The sequence below is a fragment of the Bartonella sp. MR168JLCBS genome (assembly GCF_042194175.1).
In genome coordinates, this window is the sequence record NZ_JBHIMP010000077.1 from 320 (window position 1) to 1,430 (window position 1,111).

1 pseudogene is annotated in these 1,111 nt (G+C 39.2%); it reads right to left on the reverse strand.

The window, feature by feature from the left end:
- Positions 1-1,111, reverse strand: a pseudogene (locus ACFIK8_RS09195) (protein ndvB); the annotation flags it as partial.

A 1,111-nucleotide genomic window follows, 5' to 3' on the forward strand; every position in this document is an offset into this window, starting at 1 on the left:
AAGAGGTTTGGGATCTTCTTGGAAATTATCTGGCGGCAAATGATTGTTTTGCGCATTAACAAAGGTTGCATAATAAAGCCATGTCTGTCGTGCAATACATCTTAATGTTTTTTTATCCTCTGAAGATATATGAAGGGTATCTTGAAATTCTGAAGGTTGACTGACTATCCACGCGATTAAAGGTGAAAAAAACCATGCTAGTCCAAAAGGCAAAGCAACAAAGCTTGTGAGAGTATGAGAAAAAAGAGGTGGTGCTATGGCAATCATACCGATAAGTGATGCTGGCCACATTGTGAGGACATAGAAACCTAAACTGTTTGGAATCGATTTTGTTGCGGCTGAGGTTTTCCACTCAAGGAGATGCTGTTTTGAAATCTTCATTCGATAGAGTGTGCGGATAATTCCATCAGTTATAAAATAAGCTGAATGGGCAATAAACGTGGTTTTAAGAAATATATTTGCTAACATGAGGGTAGTTTTATTCAAAATTGATCGGAATTCTCCCCGCAGAGAATAATCAATATTGAATAGAATAAGCGTTTGTAATACACTTAAAACTGGTGAGACGAAGAGACTAAACAGCAAAAATATTTGCCAAATGGTTGCTATCTTTAAAGGTAAAAGAGACCATCCTGCGGCTGTTGCAATCAACCACATAAGGGGTGTGAGGGAACGGCGGAGATTGTTTTGCATTTGCCAACGTGTAATAGGGCTGATGTTGTGGGGAGGACATAGGTAAGGAAGGGGTTGCCAATCACCGCGAATCCAACGGTGGTAACGGGTGACATCAACATTATAGGCTGTTGGATAATCCTCAATGACTTCTACATCACTTACCAATGCAGTACGTGCATATCCTCCTTCCAAGAGATCATGACTGAGAACAGTATTTTCTTTAATTTTGTTATCAAGTGCTTTTTCAAAGGCATCAATATTATAAAGACCCTTGCCGATAAAAGTTCCTTCTCCCAAAAGATCTTGATAAGTATCAGAAACAGAAAAGACATAAGGATCAATGCCACGATTGGTAGAAAATACTCGTTGCAGAATTGATGTTTCTTTTCCTGTTGTAAGAGAAGGTGTAATACGGGGTTGCAAAATGCTGTAGCCC